16 protein-coding genes are annotated in these 14,783 nt (G+C 68.0%); 11 read left to right on the forward strand and 5 right to left on the reverse strand.

Annotated elements, in window-relative coordinates; all coding sequences use genetic code 11:
• Positions 1-20: 20 nt before the first annotated feature.
• The 4 genes from M5E06_RS19510 to M5E06_RS19525 all read right to left on the reverse strand — a co-directional run bounded on the left by M5E06_RS19510 (position 21) and on the right by M5E06_RS19525 (position 4,200).
• Positions 21-854 carry a metallophosphoesterase family protein gene (locus tag M5E06_RS19510; protein WP_252139621.1) on the reverse strand — a complete coding sequence of 278 codons (834 nt, stop codon included), beginning with the start codon at positions 852-854 and terminating at the stop codon, positions 21-23.
• Entirely contained in the window at positions 851-2,053 is a 1,203-nt protein-coding gene (locus M5E06_RS19515; RefSeq protein ID WP_252139622.1) for a carboxylate--amine ligase, read from the reverse strand. Before M5E06_RS19515 ends, M5E06_RS19510 begins: the two co-directional genes overlap by 4 nt.
• Before the next feature lie 18 nt (positions 2,054-2,071).
• On the reverse strand, positions 2,072-3,313 hold the full coding sequence (locus tag M5E06_RS19520; RefSeq protein WP_252139623.1) for a GNAT family N-acetyltransferase: 1,242 nt from the start codon (positions 3,311-3,313) through the stop codon (positions 2,072-2,074).
• A 179-nt stretch (positions 3,314-3,492) separates the two neighbouring features.
• Positions 3,493-4,200 (reverse strand): glutathione binding-like protein, encoded by a 708-nt coding sequence (locus M5E06_RS19525; protein WP_109156101.1) that lies wholly within the window; start codon positions 4,198-4,200, stop codon positions 3,493-3,495.
• A 271-nt stretch (positions 4,201-4,471) separates the two neighbouring features.
• Here M5E06_RS19525 and M5E06_RS19530 point away from each other — a divergent pair, with 271 nt between their 5' ends.
• The 9 genes from M5E06_RS19530 to M5E06_RS19570 all read left to right on the forward strand — a co-directional run bounded on the left by M5E06_RS19530 (position 4,472) and on the right by M5E06_RS19570 (position 13,116).
• Positions 4,472-5,623, forward strand: a complete 1,152-nt coding sequence (locus M5E06_RS19530; RefSeq protein WP_252139624.1) for an acyl-CoA dehydrogenase family protein — start codon at positions 4,472-4,474, stop codon at positions 5,621-5,623.
• Complete coding sequence (locus M5E06_RS19535; RefSeq protein WP_252139625.1) at positions 5,620-7,188, forward strand: class I adenylate-forming enzyme family protein; 1,569 nt, start codon at positions 5,620-5,622, stop codon at positions 7,186-7,188. Before M5E06_RS19530 ends, M5E06_RS19535 begins: the two co-directional genes overlap by 4 nt.
• 50 nt (positions 7,189-7,238) lie before the next feature.
• Positions 7,239-8,417, forward strand: coding sequence for an ABC transporter substrate-binding protein (locus tag M5E06_RS19540; RefSeq protein ID WP_252139626.1), 1,179 nt, complete (start codon positions 7,239-7,241; stop codon positions 8,415-8,417).
• Positions 8,418-8,604: 187 nt separating this feature from the next.
• Positions 8,605-9,483 (forward strand): branched-chain amino acid ABC transporter permease, encoded by an 879-nt coding sequence (locus M5E06_RS19545; RefSeq protein ID WP_252139627.1) that lies wholly within the window; start codon positions 8,605-8,607, stop codon positions 9,481-9,483.
• 11 nt (positions 9,484-9,494) lie between these two features.
• Complete coding sequence (locus tag M5E06_RS19550) at positions 9,495-10,451, forward strand: branched-chain amino acid ABC transporter permease (protein WP_252139628.1); 957 nt, start codon at positions 9,495-9,497, stop codon at positions 10,449-10,451.
• On the forward strand, positions 10,438-11,163 hold the full coding sequence (locus M5E06_RS19555; protein ID WP_085083614.1) for an ABC transporter ATP-binding protein: 726 nt from the start codon (positions 10,438-10,440) through the stop codon (positions 11,161-11,163). The genes M5E06_RS19550 and M5E06_RS19555 overlap by 14 nt, the downstream gene beginning before the upstream one ends.
• Complete coding sequence (locus M5E06_RS19560) at positions 11,160-11,882, forward strand: ABC transporter ATP-binding protein (protein ID WP_252139629.1); 723 nt, start codon at positions 11,160-11,162, stop codon at positions 11,880-11,882. The genes M5E06_RS19555 and M5E06_RS19560 overlap by 4 nt, the downstream gene beginning before the upstream one ends.
• Before the next feature lie 11 nt (positions 11,883-11,893).
• Positions 11,894-12,340 (forward strand): PaaI family thioesterase, encoded by a 447-nt coding sequence (locus tag M5E06_RS19565; RefSeq protein ID WP_252139630.1) that lies wholly within the window; start codon positions 11,894-11,896, stop codon positions 12,338-12,340.
• Positions 12,337-13,116 carry an oxepin-CoA hydrolase, alternative type gene (locus tag M5E06_RS19570; protein ID WP_252139631.1) on the forward strand — a complete coding sequence of 260 codons (780 nt, stop codon included), beginning with the start codon at positions 12,337-12,339 and terminating at the stop codon, positions 13,114-13,116. The genes M5E06_RS19565 and M5E06_RS19570 overlap by 4 nt, the downstream gene beginning before the upstream one ends.
• A gap of 26 nt (positions 13,117-13,142) precedes the next feature.
• On the opposite strand, the gene M5E06_RS19575 is transcribed toward M5E06_RS19570, so the two are convergent.
• A complete protein-coding gene (locus tag M5E06_RS19575; RefSeq protein ID WP_252139632.1) occupies positions 13,143-13,361 on the reverse strand; it encodes a hypothetical protein in 219 nt (72 codons plus the stop codon).
• 228 nt (positions 13,362-13,589) lie between these two features.
• Between M5E06_RS19575 and M5E06_RS19580 the strand changes: the two genes are divergently transcribed.
• Both M5E06_RS19580 and M5E06_RS35595 read left to right on the forward strand, forming a co-directional pair.
• Positions 13,590-14,051, forward strand: a complete 462-nt coding sequence (locus M5E06_RS19580) for a response regulator (protein WP_109154998.1) — start codon at positions 13,590-13,592, stop codon at positions 14,049-14,051.
• A 291-nt stretch (positions 14,052-14,342) separates the two neighbouring features.
• Positions 14,343-14,768 (forward strand): hypothetical protein, encoded by a 426-nt coding sequence (locus M5E06_RS35595; protein ID WP_286208871.1) that lies wholly within the window; start codon positions 14,343-14,345, stop codon positions 14,766-14,768.
• Positions 14,769-14,783: the final 15 nt, after the last annotated feature.

A 14,783-nucleotide genomic window follows, 5' to 3' on the forward strand; every position in this document is an offset into this window, starting at 1 on the left:
AAAGCCGCGTTACGGGATTGTCATATTGATGAAACACGGCGTGGAAGAGCCCGCTTCATCCATTCGTAGACACCGAGAATCCTCAGTATTTCGATCAACTTCATCCTCACCGGCGCCGGAACTGCGGCAAAACGCGGCGCCAGACCGGCCCGCCGGGTTTTCGCCAGCGCCGCCCGGCGGGCATAGGCGACGCGGTGCAGGGTGACCCGCCGGCTGGCGGTGTCGAAGCAGGCGAAGCAGGCACGGGTATCGGCGCCGCGCGGCTCCCCCACCGTGCCGGGGTTCAGCAGGTACAGCCCGTCGGCCCGCAACTGCGCCCCGCCGTCGAGCGGCACCGCCTGCACCGCCCCATCCCGCCACTCCCACAACCCCGCCCGGTGGGTGTGGCCGAAGGCGCAGACCCGCGCGCCGGAGGGATGCCCGAGAAGCGCCTGCAGGCTCAAGCGGCGTTTGCCGTCATCGTCCAGCCGCACCAGTTCCTTGCCCACCTCCGGATGCAGGGCGCCATGAACGGCGACCAGGGTTCCATCCACCACGGCCGTCAGCGGCAGGGAGGACAGGAAGGCGCGGCTCTCCTCGTCCAGCCGCGCCTTCGTCCAGGTGACGGCGCGCGCCGCCGGTCCGCTGAACCCCTCGATTCCGATGGCGCCGGTCACCGCCCGGTCATGATTGCCGGCGATGCAGACGGCGCCGGCCTGCCGCAGCAGGGCGATGCAGGCGGCGGCGTCGGTGTTGTAGCCGACGATGTCGCCCAGGCAGACGATGCGCTCCGCCCCCTCCGCCCGGATGACGTCGAGCGTCGCCTGCAACGCCTCCAGATTGGCGTGAATGTCGGAGATGAGCGCGATCTTCATGGCTTCGCCAGCCGAGCGGGACCGGCGACGCCGGGAATGCGCGCCAGCAGCCGGTCCAACTTCGGCCGCAGGAAGGGCATCGGATCGTCCGGTGTGATCGCCTTCGCCTCGCAGCGCGCGACCCAGGCCAGCCAGCGCGCCGTCGGCACGCCGCAGTCCCGCGCCGCCAGCCGGTCCTTGCTAATGTGGCACCAGCAGGCGCCCGGCCGGGCCTTGGCCGAGGCAGGACGGGGGCCTGGGCGGGGTCTGCCGGTCAGGTCGGCCTGTACCATCGCCGGCAGGTTCACCCCGGCGACCGCACCCAGATGGTGCCACAGGTTGAAGCGCGGGTTGATCTCCAGCAGGTGCAGCCGGCCGTCGGGATTGCGCTTGAAATCGAATTTGGCGACGCCCTTGAGGCCGATGCGCGCCGCGATGTCCCGTCCCAGAGCCGCCACATCGGCTCCCTCGCCATCAATGTCGGTGATGGTCAGCGCGGTGCTGTGGCCGTAATCGACCGGATATGTGCGGATCTTGCGGCCGGTGAATTCGCCGGCCACGGCGCCGCCGGCGTCGATATAGACATGGTGGCTTTCGATCCGCGTCTCCGGTCCGGGGATCAGCTCCTGCGCCAGCAGATCGATGCCAACCGGGATCAGCCGCGGCCACAAGGCGCGAAGCTCCTCCGGGCCGTCCAGACGGATCGCCTTGCCCAGCCCCTCGATCTCGTCCCAGGGCGGGCGGCGGGTCAGCGGCTTGACGATCACGGGATAGCGCAGGTCCAGATCCGGCGCCTCGCTGCCGGGCAGGGGGCTCAGGCGCCGGGTGCGGGGAACCGGCAGGTCCAGCCGCTCCGCCAATTCCTGGAACCGGCCCTTGTCGACCAGCGTCTCCACCAGATCGGCCTCGGCCAGGGCAAAGCGGAAGACGGCGGCCAGCCGGTCGCGGTGGCGCGACACCATCAGAAGCTGCGCGTCCTCCTCCATATAGAGTATCGGCTTCTCGGCCTGCGCGGCGCCGAACCGTAGCAGCCGGTCGACCAGCACATCCTCATTGCCACCTTCCCACGGGATCAGCCGCTCGGTGAAGCGGGAATGGGCGGCCGCCCCGCCCGGTGCTCCAACCACGGCACAACGGATGCCGGCCAGCCCCAGCGGGCGCACCAGATCCATATCGCCCAACACGCAGGCCAGCGGCCCGGCTTTCGGTTCCGTTGCCATGGCGAACGCTCTCCCTTCTCAGATCCCTTTTGCCGGCGCGATCCAGCCGCGCAGCGACCGTTTGACGGCATCAACCATCACCCCGCGCGCCCGGCGGCAATGCGCCTCCATCCGCCGGCTCATCCGGTCGGGGCCGAGCGTCAGCCAGTTCATCGGCTGTTCGGCGTTGGAAAGCAGCGGCTTGTGCCCGGCCGGCGTCGACATGAAGTCGTAGCAGTCCTCGCCGCGGGCCAGCGCATCCTCGATGGCCAGCACATGGCTCAGCAGCCCCGGCTTCAGCCGGTTGTCCGCCTCGAAGGCGAAGCCGCCCTGATAATTCAGGACGCGGTTGCGATGGACGAAGTTGTAGAGATAACCGATCGGCCGCCCGCCGACGCTGACCCGGCTCAGCCGCACCGCGCCGCGCGGCATCCCCTCGGCGATCAATCTTTCGTGGAAGGGGCGGAAGGCCGGATTGGCGAAGGCGCCCACCTGTCCGCGCGCCTGCCAGCCGGCCTGATGCAGGACCTCCAGCCCGGTGAAATACTCCATCGCCTCGTCCACCGTCGCGGCGACGCGGTGTTCCAGTGCGCCACGGGCGCGATAAAGTCGCTCCGTCCGGTTCACCGCCGCCCGCGTGTTGCGGCCGAGGCCGCCGCGGAAATCGCCGCCGCCGGCCCGAACCGTGCCGAGGTCGACCCACTGCGCCGAATCCGCGATGCGCAATTGCAGCGTATGACCGGTTCGCGCCGCCACCCGCCGGGCGGCCCGCTCCGCCGCCAGGGTCAGCCCGCCCAGCACCAGCTCGTCGTTGGCGGCCAGCCGCTCGTCGAGCCAGTGCAGCATGGCGTCCGTCACCTCGTCGGCGACCCGGCGGTCGGCGAGGATGCCGTTATACTCCATGAACAGGCGGTCATAGCTGCGGTCGCCGGTCTCGTGCAGCATCCAGCAGCGGCTGGGCAGCAGCCCGAACCGTCGCCGCGCCCGCGGGCAGAGCACGGCCAGACCGACCGGCTCGTCGCCCCGCAGAGCCACCAGCAAATTCGGCTCGATGCCATCCGGCATTTGCGCCAGCCAGGAGCCGATCCAGGTCCAGGAGAGAAAGAAGGAAGAGTCGGCGCGACTCTCCAGATCCGTCCATGCCTGCGCCAGTTGCGGCATGGAGGGCAGGGGGTGCAGGGAAATCCGTATTTCGGGAGATGTGGCGGGACCGATCGCCGTTTCGATGGCGGGACCGTCGGAGGTCGGGCGGGCGGAGTCGGGGCGGGGCCAGATGCTCATCGGCGCGGCGTCTCCGGAAGATATTCTCTACCGAAAACAACACGCTGGATCCCGGAACGGTCCCGTCTACGCCGGGGAGCCCCAAAAGTATGCGCGGCGCAAAGGGATGAGGCGAAAGAAGCGGTTTCTATACCGATACGCCGGCCCGGCGGTCGATGCCGGGCCGGCTGTCGGGGACCTCAGCGCTTGACCGTATCGGCGGACTGGCCGAACAGGATCTTCTTGCTCTCCTCGTTCACCGTGGGCGTGCGGTTCGGGTTCACCGCCTGCCCCTTTTCATAGGCGCGCACCACCGCCGGCCGCTCCTTGATCGCGTTGAACCAGCGCTTCAGGTTGGGGAAGTTGTCCAGATCCTGCTGCTGGCGTTCATGCGGGACGATCCAGGGATAGCTCGCCATATCGGCGATGGACAGCTCCGCCCCGCCCAGGAACTCGTTGTCGGCAAGGCGCTTGTCCATAACGCCGTAAAGGCGCCCCGTCTCCTTGACATAGCGTTCCATGGCGTAGGGAATGCGTTCCGGCGCGTACTGCACGAAATGGTGGTTCTGGCCCGCCATCGGGCCGAGGCCGCCGACCTGCCAGAACAGCCATTCGAGAACCGTCTTGCGGCCACGCACGTCGCTGGGCAGGAACTTGCCGGTCTTCTCGGCCAGATAGACCAGGATGGCGCCGGATTCGAAGACACTGATCGGCTCGCCGCCATCGGCCGGAGCGTTGTCGATGATCGCCGGCATGCGGTTGTTCGGCGAGAAGGCGAGGAATTCCGGCTTGAACTGGTCGCCAGTGGAGATGTTCACCGGCTTGAACTGGTAGTCCAGCCCGGCTTCCTCGAGAAAGATCGTGATCTTGTGGCCGTTCGGCGTCGGCCAGAAATAGAGGTCGATCATCCCAAACCCTCCGGTCATTCGTCAGCCCGTGATGCCGGGCCGCTGATTTCCGAAAAGGTTAACCGCTTCGCTCCGGCTGGCAAGCCCGCACGCACGCGCGGCAGACCCTCGATCCGTCGATCTAATTTCGTATATCGGAATACAATTTCATTTTGTTGACAGCCTCCGTCTCATCTGTCAGCGTGGCCAACGAACAGATGAGGCGGCGCCCCTCAATCCCCCTTGATGCTTGGTTTCCCCTGAAATCATTCTCCCCGGACGGAGAGCACGCATGGCCTTGGACAAGGACGTTTTGGATCAACTGCTGGACACGCTGGGGCGCTTCGTCCGCGAAAAGCTGGTCCCGCTTGAGCATAAGGTGGCGGAGGACGACGCGATCCCGCCCGAGGTGATCGCCGCGATGCGCGAGATGGGCCTGTTCGGCCTGTCGATCCCGGAGGAATATGGCGGGCTCGGCCTGTCGATGTCGGACGAGGTGCAGGTCGCCTTCCAGCTGGGCCAGACCTCCCCGGCCTTCCGCTCGCTGATCGGGACCAACAACGGCATCGGCTCGCAGGGCATCGTCATCGACGGGACGGAGGAGCAGAAGCAGCGCTATCTGCCGCGTCTGGCCGCCGGCGAGATCGTCGGCGCCTTCGCCCTGACCGAACCGGAATCGGGCTCGGACGCCGGCTCGCTCCGCACCACCGCGCGGCGCGACGGCGACCATTTCATCCTGAACGGCACCAAGCGCTACATCACCAACGCGCCGCAGGCCGGCCTCTTCACCGTTTTCGCCCGCACCGATCTGGACAGCCGCGATGCCCGCGGCGTGTCGGCCTTCCTGGTGGAAGCCGGGACGCCCGGCCTGTCGCTCGGCCCCATCGACAAGAAGATGGGCCAGAAGGGCGCCCACACCTGCGACGTCATCTTCGAGGACTGCCGCGTTCCGGCCAGCGCCATCCTGGGCGGCAAGGAAGGGCAGGGCTTCAAGACGGCGATGAAGGTGCTGGACCGCGGCCGCCTGCACATTGGCGCCGTCTGCGTTGGTCTGGCCGAGCGGCTGATCCGCGACAGCCTGTCCTACGCCATGGAGCGCAAGCAGTTCGGCCAGCCGCTCGCCGAATTCCAGCTGATCCAGGCGATGCTGGCCGACAGCCGGGCGGAAGCCTATGCCGCCCGCTGCATGGTGGTGGAAACCGCGCGCCGTCGCGACGACGGGCAGAACGTCAACACCGACGCCGCCTGCTGCAAGATGTTCTCCACCGAGATGGTCGGCCGCGTCGCCGACCGGGCGGTGCAGATCCATGGCGGTGCCGGCTACATCGCCGATTACGGGATCGAGCGCTTCTATCGCGACGTCCGCCTGTTCCGCATCTATGAGGGCACCACCCAGATCCAGCAGCTCGTCATCGCCCGCAACATGATCCGGGAGGCGGCATGACCGAGGGGCGGCCGGTTCCCGATTTCGCCGCGATGGTGGCGGCACTGCCGCCGCGCATCAGCCACGCCGCGCTCGCCTGGGCGGAACGGACGCCGGACGCCCCCGCCCTGTTCGACGGAACGCAGGAATGGAGCTACCGCCGCCTTGCCCAGGCGGTCGGCAGCGCCGCCGCGCATCTCCGGCGGCTGGGGGTGGTCGGCGGCGACCGGGTGATGATCGTCTGCGAGAACAGCCTCGCGGCGGTCACCCTGATCCTGGCGGCCAGCGAGTGCGACGCGTGGCCGGTCATCGTCAACGCCCGGCTGTCGGATCGCGAGATCGACACCATCCGCGATCACTGCCAACCGCGTCGCATCTTCTATACCGATACGGTATCCCCCGACGCCGCCGCCCACGCCGCCCGTCATGGCGCCGAGCCTCTCGGCGACCCCGACCTGCCGCCGATGGCCGTCGGCCCGCTGCTGGACGCCGATCCGGAACCGGTCCATGCCGGCAACCAGCGGCAGGTCGGCGCCTTGATCTACACCTCCGGCACCACCGGCAAGCCCAAGGGCGTGATGCTGTCCCACCGTGGCCTGCTGTTCGTCGCCTCGGTGTCGGGCTGGATGCGCGGGCTCGGCCCCAGCGACCGCACCTATGGCGTGCTGCCGGTCAGCCACGTCTTCGGCCTCGCCTCCACCTGCCTTGGCACCCTCTATGCCGGCGGCTGCCTGCACACGGTCCCCCGCTTCGCCCCCGCCGCCGTGTGGCAGGCGTTGGAACAGGATGGCGTGACCGTGTTCCAGGGCGTTCCAGCCATGTACGCCAAGCTGGTGGAGCACGCCACCGTCACCGGCCGGACGCCCAATGCTCCAGCGTTGCGCTACCTGTCCTCGGGCGGCTCGGTGCTGGACCTCGACCTCAAGCAGGCGGTGGAGCGGGTCTTCGGACTGCCGTTGCACAACGGCTACGGCCTGACCGAATGCTCGCCGACCGTGACGCAGACCCGGCTGGACGCGCCGCGCAGCGACACCTCCATCGGCCCGGCCCTGCCGCTGGTGGAGATGCGCTTCGTCGACCATGTCACTGGCCGGGACGTGGCCGACGGCGAACCGGGAGAGCTGTGGGTCCGCGCCCCCAACGTCATGCTCGGCTACTACCGCGAGCCGGCGCTGACGTCCCAGGCCGTCACCGACGACGGCTGGCTGAAGACCGGCGACGTCGCCCGGCTGGAGCCTGACGGCTGCGTCGCCGTGGTCGGCCGTATCCGCGAGATCGTCATCCGCTCCGGCTTCAACGTCTATCCGGAGGAGGTGGAGGGCGTGCTGACCAGCCACCCGGCGGTGACGCTGGCCGCGGTCGTCGGCCACGCCGTCGCCGGGAACGAGGAGGTGGTGGCCTTTGTCCAGTTCGTCCCCGGCCGCAGCGCCAGCGAGGACGAGTTGAAGGCCTGGGCTGCCGAACGCCTCGCCCCCTACAAGCGCCCGTCGCGCATCGTCGCCATGGACGCCCTGCCGGCCAGCCCGACCGGCAAGCTGCTGAAAAGCGGCCTCCGCGCCCTGGCCGCCGAGGTGATGGCCGCCTGACACAATCAACAAAGCCCCGAACAACAATGCCCATGGGAGGGAACGAAAGCATGACCCGGACGATCGCCAAACTCGCAACCGTATCCGCACTGGCCCTGTCGGTGGCGCTCGGCGCCGGGGCGGCGCAGGCCAAGGAGTTCCTGCTGGGCTCCGAACTGCCGCTGACCGGCAGCCTCGCCCGCGTCGGCCAGGGCATGCATGAGGGCATCGCCGTCGCCGTCGACATGGCCAACAAGAGCTATGCCGGCAAGCACAGCTTCAAGGTCGAGACCATCGACGACGAGACCTCCCCCGCTAAGGCGGTCGCGGCGGTGGAGAAGCTGGCGGGCGAAGGGGTGGTGGCGATCACCGGCGGCTACGGCTCCAACATCATCGGCCCGGCGTCGGAAGCGGCGCAGAAGGCCGGGCTGGTCTACATCACCTCGGGCGGCGTCTCGCCGGAACTGACCCAGCGCGGCTATCCCACCTTCTTCCGCATCAACAACACCGACGGCTATGCTCTGGCCATGATCGGCCTGCTGCAGGACATGGGCGCCAAGAAGGTCTCCATCGTCTATCTGAACAAGGACGCGACCAGCAGCCTCGCCAAACAGGTCAACACCGCGCTGACCGCCAAGGGCGTGACGGTGGGCATGCACGAGTTCGACGGCTCCACCAGCGACTTCAAACCGCTGATGAACAAGGTGAAGCTGCAGGACCGCCCCGACGTCATCGCCATGGTCGGCTACGAGAACGACTATGTCGGTATCCTGCGGGCATCCAAGGTGCTGAAGCCGCAGGTCAAGGCGATGGTCGGGGTCTGGTCGCTCGCAACTGCCCAGATGGCCAAGGAATTCCCCGACCTGATGGAGAATGTCTACGGCACCTCCATGCTGCCCTATCCGGTGGAATTCACCCAGCCGGAGGCGGTTGAGTTCGCCGCTACCTACAAGACGCTGTTCAACAAGGACCCGGACTATCTCGGCCAGTTCGGCTACGTCCAGACCCGCCTGCTGATCGACGCCGTCGTCCGCGCCGACGAGGCCGGGACGCTGGGGAAGGGCGGACTACCGGAAGAGCTGCGTAAGACCGACGCCAACACGCTGATCGGCCGCGTCACCTTCGACAAGAACGGCGACAACCTGAACTTCACCCACCGCATGGGCCAGCACCAGGGCGGCAAGGTGGTCCTGGTCTGGCCGAAGGACGCCGCCAACGGAAAGATGAACTTCCCGGCCGTGCCGTGGTGAGTTGAGGGGAGGTGTTGGCTCCGAATGCCCCCTCCCTAACCCTCCCCCGCTTCGCGGGAGAGGGGACTGCCGCCGCCCGTTTGAAATACTCCCGCAAGCATTCTACCCCCTCTCCCGCGAAGCGGGGGAGGGATGGGGAGGGGGCAGAGCAACAACCCACCCCGCCACCCCCAACAGGGCGCAATCCATGCTTGAACTGACGCTCCAGGCACTGTTCTCGGGCCTGCTCGCCGGCGGCTATTACGCGACCGTGGCGGTCGGTCTGGCTCTGGTGTTCGGCACCATGCGGGTCATCAACCTCGCCCATGGCGAGCTGGTGCTGCTGGCCGCCTATGTCGCCTATGCGGCGGAAACCAACTATGGCGTCAGCCCGGTGATGGCGATCCCGGTGGCGCTGGTGATCGTCGGAACGGCGTCGGCCATCGTCTATGCGCTGCTCAGCCGCATCCACCAGGACCGCGAGATCAACTCGCTGATCCTCACCTTCGGGCTGGGAATCATCCTGACCAACGCCATCCTGTCGATCTGGGCGGCCGACATCCATTCGACCTCCGACCCCTGGTTCCAGGATTCGATGGTGATCGCCGACACGCTGTTCGCGATGAACGCGGAGGTCGCGGCCTTCGTCGGCGGGCTGGTGCTGATGGCCGGCGTCTGGTGGTGGCTGAACCATTCCTGGCAGGGCCGGGCGGTGCGGGCGCTGTCGTCGAACCGGGCGGCGGCGACGCTGATGGGCGTCAACCCGCGCAAGATCGAGATCCTGTCCTTCCTGATCGCCGCCCTGCTCGCCACCTTCGCCGGCTTCGCCATCTACACCGGCAAGACCGTCTTCCCGGCCTTGGGCCATGTGCTGACGGTCAAGGCCTTCATCATCACCGTGCTGGCCGGAATGGGATCGATCCCCGGCGTGCTGATCGGCGCCATCATGATCGGCGTCATCGAATCGCTGACGGTCACCTATCTGTCGGCCTCGCTGCAGGAGTTGGCGGGAATGATCCTGTTCCTGGTCGTGCTGTTCGTCTCGCCCTCGGGCCTGTTCGGCGGCGGGAGGGCTCTGGCGCGATGAGCAATTCCCTGATGAACCGACTTCTTCTGATCGCGGCACTCGCCGTCGCCTATGTCGGCGTGCCGCTGCTGTTCGGCGGCAACGCCTATGTGCTGGGGCTGATCGTCGCGGCGCTGACCATCGCCGGGGTGGCGGTGGCCTGGGCGCTGCTGGGCAATCTCGGCGGCATGGTCAGCTTCGGACATGCCGCCTTCTTCGGTGTGGGCTCCTACACCTCCGCCGTGCTGGCGATGAAGCTGGGGGTGCCGGTCGTAGCATCCATGCTGCTGGGCGGTGTGGGGGCGGCGGTGTCCTCCATCGCCATGCTGCCGGCACTGCGGCTGCGCGGTCCCTATTTCGCCCTCGCCATCCTCGCCTACGCCCATATCTTCCAGATCCTGGCGACCGAGATGACCACGGTCACCGGTGGCGCCGGCGGGCTGCTGTCGATCCCGCGCTTTCCCAGCATTCTGGGTTTCGATTTCGGCGAGAAGCTGGGCGGCTACCTGATCATCCTGACCATCGTGGTGCTGGCGGCGCTCGCCTATGACGCCGTCCGGCGCAGCACCTGGGGCCTCGCGCTGAAGGCGATGCATGATACCGAGGTGGCGACCCGCGTCGTCGGCGTGCCCAGCACCCACCTCAAGGCGGCGATGTTGGTGCTGTCGGCCTTCATCACCGGGGTGGTTGGCGCCTTCAACGCCCATTTCATCAGCTTCCTCGACCCCGATTACGCCTTTTCCAGCGGCTGGACCGTGCTGCCCATCGCCGCGGCGATCTTCGGCGGCTACCGCACGGTGTGGGGGCCGGTGGTCGGGGCGCTGGCGATCTATCTGGTCGACCAGTTGCTGTTCAAGCCGATCCTGCCGCACGGCCACCAGATGATCCTGGGCGTGCTGCTCTGCGCCATGATCCTGTTCAGCCCCGGCGGGTTGATGCCGGCCTTGCGCCGCCGTACGGTGAAGGAGAGCCGCCATGCTCACGCTTGAAGGCGTCCAGGTCAATTTCGGCGGCGTGCAGGCGCTGAAGAGCGCCAGCTTCTCCGTCGCGGAGGGGGAGAGCATTGGTCTGGTCGGCCCGAACGGCGCCGGCAAGACCACGCTGTTCAACGTCATCTCCGGCGTGGTGCGGCCGACCGCCGGCCGGCTCGACTTCCGCGGCACCTCGCTGCTGAAGCTGCCGGAATGGAAGCGGGCGCGGCTCGGCATCGGCCGCAGCTTCCAGATCCCGCGCCCCTTCGGCCACTGCACGGTGCGGGAGAACCTTCTGGTCGCCCAGCGCTTCGGCGCGGGGAAGAAGGACCCGAAGCGGATTGACGAGATCCTCGACATCCTGAACCTGCGCGACAAGGCCGACCGCGATGCCACGACCGAACTGGCGCTGACCGAACACAAGGCGCTGGAGGTCGGCAAGGCGCTGGCCACCGAACCCAGCCTGCTTCTGCTCGACGAGGTGCTGGCCGGGCTGGAGACCAGCAGCAAGCGCGCCTTCATGGAACGGCTGGCGGCGGTGCGCGACCGCTACCGCCTCGCCATGGTCATCATCGAACATGACATCGCCACCATTGCCGCGCTCTGCCCGCGGGTGCTGGTGCTGAATTTCGGCCAGATCATCGCCGACGGCTCCCCCGACGCGGTGTTCCGCGACCCGGAGGTGATCCGCAGCTACACCGGCGAAACCACACTTGCGGAGGCGTCATGACCAACGCGCTCGACATCCTGACGCTCCGGGCCGGCTATGGCGCGATCAACGTGCTGTGGGACGTCTCGCTGTCGGTGGAGACCAGCAAGACCACGGTGATCGTCGGCCCGAACGGCGCCGGCAAGACCACGCTGCTGCGCGCCATCATGGGGCTGGTGCCCGCCACCTCGGGCGACATCCGCGTCGACGGGCAGAGCCGCAAGGCGGTGAAGACCTGGGACCGGGTCGCCGACGGGGTGGTGATGATTCCGGAAGGCCGGATGATCTTCCCCGACATGACGGTGGAGGACAACCTGATGATGGGCGCCTTCCCGCGCGGCTGCCGCAAGGACTGGAAGCGCAACAAGGCGATGGTCATGGACATGTTCCCCAGATTGGCGGAGCGTCGCGGCCAGATCGCCGGCACCCTGTCGGGTGGCGAGGCGCAGATGCTCGCCATCGGCCGCGGCCTGATGGAGCAGCCGCGCGTCTGCCTGATCGACGAGCCGTCGCTGGGCCTCGCCCCCGTGGTGGTGGACGAGATCTTCCGCATCCTGGCCCGGCTGCGGGCGGAGGGGCTGACCATCCTGCTGGTGGAGCAGAACACCAGCCGCGCGCTGAAGATCGCCGACCATGTCTATCTGATGCAGTCGGGGAAGGTGGTGCTGTCCGAACGCGGCGACCGGGTGGACCTGGAACGCCTGCACGCGCTTTACTTCGCACACGAAACAGCCGCGTGATGGGGCAGGGGATGGACGAACAGGGTATGGACGATCTGCTGAACGGGGAGCCGGAATCCGGTTTCCAACGCCTGCTGGGCTACGCCTTGAGTCGCTGGGAAGAGGGGGCGGCGGAACTCACAATGGCCATTGACGAGCGTCACCTGAACCGGGCCGGCGTCGTGCATGGCGGGGTCATGACGACGCTTTTGGACACGGTTTCCGGATTCTCGGCAACATACTGTCCCTTCCCCAACCGGGTGCGGCGGGTGGTGACGCTGTCGCTCTCGACCAGCTTCCTGGGGCAGGCGCGCACCGGTACGCTGGTCGCCACCGGCCGGCTGCGTGGCGGCGGGCGCAAGATCGTCGGGGTGGCGGCGGAACTCCGCCATGGCGACACCGGCACCCTGATCGCCACGTCGGAAGGCATGTTCAAATACCGGCCGGGCAGCGAAAACCGGGAGGGGACCGAGCTATGAGCGGACAATTGACCATCGCGCGCCAGGGTCGCGTGATGGTGCTGACGATGGACGACGCCGCCACCAAGAACGCGCTGGGGCCGGAGATGATGGCCGCCGCCCGCGATGCGCTGGCCCAGGCCGCCAAGGATCCGGGGGTGGGCGCCATCGTGCTGACCGGTGCCAACGGCAGCTTCTGTTCCGGCGGCAACCTTGGCCGGCTGCTCGGCAACGCCAAGGCCGATCCGGAGGTGACCCGCGCCAGCCTGGAGCGCTTCCATGGCTGGACCCGCGCCATGCGCGCCTGCCCGAAGCCGGTGATCGCCGCCGTCGAAGGGGCCGCCGCCGGAGCCGGCTTCTCCGTCGCGCTCGGCTGCGACCTGATCGTCGCGGCGGAGGATGCGGTGTTCACGCTGGCCTATGTGAAGGTCGGGCTGAACCCGGACGGCGGCGCGTCGGCCTTCCTCGCCCGTGCCGCGACGCCGCAGCTCGCGGCCGAGATCATGTTCGAGGGCGGCAAGGTCGGCGCGGCCCGGCTGGCCCAGCTCGCCATCGTCAACCGGGTGGTGGCGCCCGGCACCGCGCTGGCCGAAGCCCTGGCCTGGGCGGAGCGGCTGGCCGAGGGGCCGACGCTCGCCATCGGCCGGGCCAAGCGGCTGATTGAGAGTGGCTTCGGCGCGCCCGACGATCAGCTCGACCGCGAGGCCGCCTTCTTCGTCGAGGCCCTGCATGGGGCGGAGGCGGCGGAGGGCATCACCGCCTTCTTCGAGAAGCGTGCGCCAAGCTACCCCCGCTAACGACAATGCCACGGCTGAGCTTGTCGTCAGGCCAGCAACGACAGGGTAGGATCGGGCGGGGTGGGTGCCGCGTTTTCCAGGGTGCGGGCGACGTCGGACGGCGCGCCCGGCAGCCGCAGCGGCTCCGCCCGGCCGGCGAAATGGAGTTCGGTGCCGCCATCCGCGGTCGCCCGCAGATATGCAACCGCGATTGGATTCACCAGAACGGAGTCCCCGGACGTATCGGTCAATTCAACGAAAGTCATTGCATTTTTCCTCTCTCGCGTCCGGGTAAAACACGCTGCAATGGTGTATGTTTCCAAGCCGGACGTTCAGTGAGGCGGCATACCCGCAAGGGAGTACCCCTTAGACCTCTTGAACGGAGCGGAACCGCGACAAACATGGGCGGTTCAGTTGATCGAAGCCGAACCCGCTTCGAAAACCGGACGGGACGGGCTATAAGCCCGCACCGTCGATCAAGGGAGCATGCCGTCTTGAAGTTGCTTGTCGTCGAGGACGATCCGCTGATCGGTCCGGCCGTGAAGGCCGTTCTGGAAAATGCGGGCTATACCGTGGTTGGACCGCTGCGCGATGCCGTGAAGGCCGCGCGGGTCGGTGCCCGCGAATGTCCCGACCTGGCGCTGGTCGACGTCAATCTCGCCGGTGGGGAGAACGGTCTGGTGCTCGCCCGCCGGCTGTGGGAGGAAAACGGCGTTCCGTCATTGCTGATGACCGGTTTCGACCACCACGCGGCCGAAGCCCGCGAATTCGCCATGGGCCTGCTGCGCAAGCCGGTGATGCCGGACGCGCTGGTGCAGGCCGTCGGCGCGGCGGGTGAAATCCTGGGTGGCCTGCGGCCGTCTTCCACGCCGGCCGCGCTGGAAATCTTCCACGGCTCCGTCGCCACCACCGCCAGCCTGAGCGCCGCCAACTTGTCGAAGGCACGCACGGCCTGACCGGCCCCCCTGGCGCTTCGTCCCCTGAGAACGCCCGCCCTTCGGCGGGCGTTCTCTTTTTTGCGCCGCGCGCGATACCGGCGGTCCGGTGTGGCATCGCTCGGGCATCGCAGGCCGCGAAAGATGACGGCGCAACCATTGCGGACCGCCGCTGTTGGTGGGCTGGAAAGCGGGGACGGATTGGGCCCCGCGCAAGATGGCCCCGCGCAAGATTTCGATGCTCCCCGGACCACGGCAGCCCGGCCGCCGACAGACCGGCGTCGACGGGCATGCACAGCGAAAGGAATCGTCATGAAGAGCCTGATGATCGGCACCGCCGCCGCTCTCGCCCTGATGGCCGCCCCGGCCTTCGCCGACAGCAGCGGTTCCATCTCCGGCAGCCCCGCCGCGACCAGCGCCGGTCCAAGCACCAACGCCAACCAGACCAACCCGCCCTGCACCTCCAACAACCAGCTGGGTTGCGGCAGCATGGGCGGCGTCGACAGCAACAGCGGCGCGACCAACGGGTCATCCACCAGCGGGTCGTCCACGGGCAGCGGGTCGATGACCGGATCGGGCTCTTCCAGCTCGACCAGCGGCACGGGCGGTAACAGCCTGGGCAACAGCGGCTCCATGGGCACCGGCTCGGACGGCCCTGTCGGCACGCAGCAGCCGTCGGGCTCCATGGGCGGTTCGGCGGGCGGTTCCCGCCCGGGCACCGGCAGCACGACCCGCTGACCTTTCCTATCCCGG

The sequence above is a fragment of the Azospirillum sp. A1-3 genome (genome assembly GCF_023806445.1).
Classification (GTDB): domain Bacteria; phylum Pseudomonadota; class Alphaproteobacteria; order Azospirillales; family Azospirillaceae; genus Azospirillum.

Excerpts from the sequence above, each read along its gene's own strand:
- M5E06_RS19520 (WP_252139623.1), bottom strand. The coding sequence starts at position 3,313 with ATGAGCATCTGGCCCCGCCCCGACTCCGCCCGCCCGACCTCCGACGGT.
- M5E06_RS19550 (WP_252139628.1), top strand. The coding sequence starts at position 9,495 with ATGAACCGACTTCTTCTGATCGCGGCACTCGCCGTCGCCTATGTCGGC.
- M5E06_RS19555 (WP_085083614.1), top strand. The coding sequence starts at position 10,438 with ATGCTCACGCTTGAAGGCGTCCAGGTCAATTTCGGCGGCGTGCAGGCG.
- M5E06_RS19545 (WP_252139627.1), top strand. The coding sequence starts at position 8,605 with ATGCTTGAACTGACGCTCCAGGCACTGTTCTCGGGCCTGCTCGCCGGC.
- M5E06_RS19575 (WP_252139632.1), bottom strand. The coding sequence starts at position 13,361 with ATGACTTTCGTTGAATTGACCGATACGTCCGGGGACTCCGTTCTGGTG.
- M5E06_RS19570 (WP_252139631.1), top strand. The coding sequence starts at position 12,337 with ATGAGCGGACAATTGACCATCGCGCGCCAGGGTCGCGTGATGGTGCTG.
- M5E06_RS19540 (WP_252139626.1), top strand. The coding sequence starts at position 7,239 with ATGACCCGGACGATCGCCAAACTCGCAACCGTATCCGCACTGGCCCTG.
- M5E06_RS19515 (WP_252139622.1), bottom strand. The coding sequence starts at position 2,053 with ATGGCAACGGAACCGAAAGCCGGGCCGCTGGCCTGCGTGTTGGGCGAT.
- M5E06_RS19530 (WP_252139624.1), top strand. The coding sequence starts at position 4,472 with ATGGCCTTGGACAAGGACGTTTTGGATCAACTGCTGGACACGCTGGGG.
- M5E06_RS35595 (WP_286208871.1), top strand. The coding sequence starts at position 14,343 with ATGAAGAGCCTGATGATCGGCACCGCCGCCGCTCTCGCCCTGATGGCC.
- M5E06_RS19510 (WP_252139621.1), bottom strand. The coding sequence starts at position 854 with ATGAAGATCGCGCTCATCTCCGACATTCACGCCAATCTGGAGGCGTTG.
- M5E06_RS19560 (WP_252139629.1), top strand. The coding sequence starts at position 11,160 with ATGACCAACGCGCTCGACATCCTGACGCTCCGGGCCGGCTATGGCGCG.
- M5E06_RS19565 (WP_252139630.1), top strand. The coding sequence starts at position 11,894 with ATGGACGAACAGGGTATGGACGATCTGCTGAACGGGGAGCCGGAATCC.
- M5E06_RS19525 (WP_109156101.1), bottom strand. The coding sequence starts at position 4,200 with ATGATCGACCTCTATTTCTGGCCGACGCCGAACGGCCACAAGATCACG.
- M5E06_RS19535 (WP_252139625.1), top strand. The coding sequence starts at position 5,620 with ATGACCGAGGGGCGGCCGGTTCCCGATTTCGCCGCGATGGTGGCGGCA.